The organism is Treponema sp. (assembly GCF_045657965.1).
Classification (GTDB): Bacteria; Spirochaetota; Spirochaetia; order Treponematales; family Treponemataceae; genus Treponema_D.
The window spans coordinates 1-5046 of sequence record NZ_JAZOUG010000018.1 but is presented as its reverse complement, the minus strand read 5'-3'; the positions used below and the strand labels follow the sequence as shown (position 1 = coordinate 5046).

Annotated in this window: 2 protein-coding genes; both read left to right on the top strand. The window is 36.3% G+C overall.

The genetic code is table 11. The features are described from left to right. Positions 1-497 (top strand): hypothetical protein (locus ACKI5B_RS00410; RefSeq protein WP_407424976.1); only part of this gene is annotated, 497 nt, incomplete at its 5' end. A gap of 14 nt (positions 498-511) precedes the next feature. Further along, on the top strand, positions 512-5046 hold a 4535-nt coding region (locus ACKI5B_RS00405; protein WP_407424975.1), incomplete at its 3' end, for a SpoIIE family protein phosphatase.

Below are 5046 nucleotides of genomic sequence, written 5' to 3'. Positions count from 1 at the left end.
TCAATGAAAATAAAACCGAACGGCTTGCTGAACTGGAAGATTTATATGAAATCAATCCCTCTTATCCGGGACTTGCACAGGAAATTTACAATTTAAAAGATTCTTTAGGAATGTTCCCTAAAAAAGTTACAAAAAGTGATACAAAAAAACAGTTTAACGAAAAATTTGCGTCTGCAAAATCGCTTTTTAAAACAGCCGGTAATGATGAAGACAAATTAAAAAAAGCATTAGATGCAATAAATGAAGCAATAAATCTGGATCCAGGCAGCAAAGAAGCCAAAAATCTTAAGCTTGAGATTCAGCTTAAAATCGGTGTCCAGTCAACTGCAATTCTTTCTCAAAATGATGAAAAAATGTATTCTGAAGCCGCCCGACTTTTTAATCAGAGGCGTTTTTCTGATGCAAAAGTCGTAATGGATAAACTTATGACCGGAAAAGCAGCTCAAAAAAGCCGTAAAGTTCTGGATTTGTATAACCGTCTTTTAAAACGACTGTAAAAGTGGAATAATATATGAAAACTGTTCTTGCAAAATACAGAATATTATTTAGTTTTCTCGCATTTTTTTTAATCTTTCAAAATCTTTCTGCCCAGCAAAAGGAAAACTTCTTCTGGGATTCTGTTAAGAATATTTCTGAAAAAGATTCTTTCTTTCCGGTTTCACTTTATAAAGACGGAAAATCTTATATTTTTTATGAAAGAGCTGATAAAGCTAAGCAGACAATTTCAATTTCCTGGCTCTGGAAAGACGGAAACTTAAACTGGTCAGATACTTATTCGTTAAATGAAACATTTAAATACTCGGGCACAGAAGTTCCAGATTTATATTCGGCAGCCGTTTCAAATCAAAATACAATTGCTGTCTCTGTCCTTGATTCTTCTACGGCAAACGGTATTGTAAAAGTGTATTCAAAAGATTCTGGCTCATCAGAATTTGAATGTTATTCTTTTCCGCCGCTTCAAAAACAGATTACTTCGTCAAGAATTTTTGCTACATGCTCAGGCGGCTTTCTGCTTTTTGTTTCTGTCGGTGAAGGTAAACAGACTTTAACGGAATCAACCTTTTCAATAATGTATGCAGAATCTTCTGACGGGAAAAACTGGTCTGAACTTTCAAAATTTGCGCCTTCAGAGTCTATTTCAAATACATTTTCTCCATTTCTGGCACAGGCTGGAGAAAGAGATCTGGTTGTCTTTGAAGGCTGGTATGAAAAAGATCCTGCATCCTCTCAGCTTTATTCAACATTCCGCTCTCCGGAAAATAATTCCTGGTCAAATCCTGTTATTTTAACTGACAGTGATTCTGTTATTGATATAGGAAAAGTTTTTACAGAAACAGACATGCAGCTTCCTGATTTTTTAAGATATAAAAATTTCCGTCCTATGGTATTTGCGGACGGCGGGGACATTAAAATTACCTGGGAAAGAACTGTAAAAAACAGCTCAGTTTCAACAGTAATGGTTGCGCCTCTCAATTACGAAGGAAAAATCCTTGATAAAGCTGATGTTGAATCTTTGAACAGTTACGGAAATGCGCGCCGTCCTTCACTTTTTAAGTATCACGGAAAATTCTTTCTGCTCTGGTTTGATGACAGAACAAGCGTTGATAAAGTTCATCTCTGTGAATATCTTGGAGCTCAATGGGTTGAAGTTGATTCAATCGAAAGAAGACAGAATGTATCTGCTGTTTCAACTTATGCTTCTCCTGTTATAAGTGTATCTCCACAAAATACCGACACTCTTTCAATTATCTGGCAGCAGCAGACAGAGCACTCTTCACAAATCGTAATTCTTAACGAAGATTATTTTTCTCAGAAACCTGATTTTTCTGCAAGAAATTTTAATAAAGGTCATCATAATTCTGAAAAAAATCCAGTGGTCAAAGTAATTCTTGATGAAGACATTTCCGGAGTTGCAGGATTTTCTGCACTATGGACTTTTGATGAAAATGAAAATCCTGCAAAAAGTGAATACAGTGAAAACTTTCATTTTCCAAAAGACAATGTGCTTACTGCAAAAATTCCTGATGACACAGAAGGAGATAAAAAATTATATTTTAAAGCCTGTACCCTTGATAAAGCCGGAAACTGGTCTGATTATCAGGTTCTTGAGTATTATTATGATCAGACTCCGCCTATGGCTGTAACCGGTGTTTCATTTGATAAAGATGAATGGGGATTTGCTTCATCAAATGATGTTTCTTTTACATGGAAAAATGATGAATTTGATGATGATGAAATTGCAGGTTATTCCTGGACTTTGACACGGCTTGGTCCAATTGATAAAAGTCTTGAAGTTTCAAAAACAAAAAAAATAAAATTCACTCAGGAAGAAACTTCTCAAATTCTTGAAAATCTTGCTGTAAAAAATGAATTAAATTTTTCAAAGGCAAAAAAGCCGTCTTCAAAAATAAACGGAAAAAACAGTTCTGCTTCCTTTAAAAACCGGGATAACGGTGTTTATTTATTTTTGGTCTGTGCAGTAGATGCAGTCGGAAATGTAAGTCCTGTTAATTCGACAGTTTTGTTTTTAAATAAATACAAGGCTGCAACTTCAATCGGAAATGTTACGGCTCAGGCTGACGATTTTGGGGTTGTTTCACTTTCTATTTCCGGACAGGAATTTTCTTACGACGGAAAGATAAGCGAAGTTATTTTAACAAATAATGATACCGGAAAAATTTACAGGTTTAGTAACAGTAACGCCGGTTTTTCCATAAAACGCCTTTCTGATGAAAAAGAAGAAATATCAGATATAAAAATCCCGGGTATGAGTAAAGGCTCATACACTGTTCAAATCCGTCATTCCGAGCGGGGCCTTTCTACCTGGAAGAAAAATCTTGTGATTGGTGAAAATGGTACCGTAAAATACGAAAAAAACTATAATTTTGAACCTGTATGGCAGATTTTAAGTCTTACAAATGATATTTACCGTTTAAGTTCAGATAAAATTGCCTTCTGGCTGATTATTGCTTTTATTGCAGCCGGAATTTTAGTCTGTACAAGAGGATTAATTGTAAGTGCAAAAGACGCCTTTACTATAAAAAAAGAAATGAAGCTTATTATGCAAGGAGTTTATATGGATGATGAAAAGCCTGAAGAATTAAATAAAAATGCAAAAGTAAAGGTTTCTTTGAAAATTAAGTTTGCTCTGGCTATTGTGAGTCTGCTTCTGTTTATTGTAGCCGGTATTTCTTTCATAATCGGAACTGAAATGATGCGGATTCAGGAACAGATTATGATTTCTGGTCTGAAAGAGCGTGTAAAAGTTGTTATGGGAAATATGGCAAGCGGTGTTCAGACTTATCTTGATGACGGACGTGAAAGAATTGCAGAAATCGGCGCTATCGTTAATCAGACTGACAACTTCTCTGAATCAAGATATGCCACAATTATAAGCTATCAGATTGACGGTATTCCGGTTCAAAATAAAGATGATGCGGATTATGGCAGAAAACCTCTGGACTATGTCTGGGCAACAAATGATGAAGACATCCTTTCAAAAATCGATTCTGATACTTTTGATGCAGGTTCTGTCAGAATAAAAGTCGCTCATGCAGACTTTTTCCGTTCTTTCATTTTAAAAACAAATATTGATGCTAAAGCGATTGCTTCTGAATTATCCCATACGACAGGGGATAATTCAAATCTCATTTTCAGAAAACTGAATGATTTTTCTGCCTCTGTTTATGGTTCTTTCCCTGCAATGAATGATAACCGCCTTGACCGCCAGCAGACTAATTACCTTTTCTACTGGCCGGTATTATATCAGAAAACTAATGATGATAATTTGATTCAGGCAGTTATTCTGATGAAAGTTGAAACAAAGACTCTGGTAAAACAAATTGATGATTCCCAGCAGATTGTCCTGTTTATTTCAGGTGTTGCGGCTTTACTTGCGGCCGTGATTGCTCTTGTAAGTGCTTTTATTCTTTCCTCAGTAATTACCAGACCAATTATGAAAATTGTTTCTCATGTAAAAAAAATTACAGAAACAGAAAATAAACTGCTGCTTGAAGGCGTAGAAATTAAAATTAAATCTCATGATGAGCTTCGTACTTTAGGCGATTCTGTAAATGACATGACTAAGGGGCTTGTTCAGGGTGCAAAAAATGAAGCCCGTGCAAAAATTGCCTATCAGCGGGCTGCAAAAGACCGGGAAGAAGCTGCCCGTGCACGTGCGGAAAGTGCTGAAATGAATATTATGAATCTTGACGGACAGGCTGTACAGAAAGCATTTATCCCGCTTGTAAGTGACGGAGCAGAAAAAGAAACGACTGCTTCCTATAAAGACAAAGAACTTGAACTTTTCGGCTATTATGAAGGAACGGATGCCGTTTCCGGAGATTATTTTGATTATAAAAAACTGGATGAACGGTGGTATGCGTTTATAAAATGTGATGCATCCGGTCATGGAGTTCCGGCAGCCCTTATTATGACAATTGTCGCTACAATTTTCCGAAGATATTTTGCCTCATGGAAATTTGAAAAAAACGGAGTTCAGCTTAATCTTCTTGCAAGTGATATAAATGATTTTATTGAATCGCTTGGCCTTCGCGGTAAATTTGCTGCAATGATGATTTGTCTGTTTGATACAAAAAACGGCGATGTTTATACCTGTAATGCCGGCGATAATATTCTGCGCATTTATGACAGCAATGAAAAGAAAATAAAAGTTCTTACCCTGCATGAAGCTCCTGCAGCCGGTCCTTTACCGAGCTTTATGGTCGAAATGAAAGGCGGCTATAAAGTCGAAAAAATTAAATTGAAGCCGAATGACATACTCTTCCTCTATACTGACGGCATTGAAGAATCAACAAGATTTTTCAGAAATTCAGATTTTGAAATTATTCCATGCAGTGAAGCCGGCTTAAACGATGGAGAAGTTCATGAAACTCATAAAAAGGGTGAAAAGTCAGAGCAGATGGAACCAAAGCGGGTTCAGGATGTAATCGAAGCTGTTTTGAACCGGAAAAAATATATTTTGAAGCGATATCATACCCCGGTTTCTGATGAAAAACTTGAATTTGATTTAAGTCGGATCGTAGC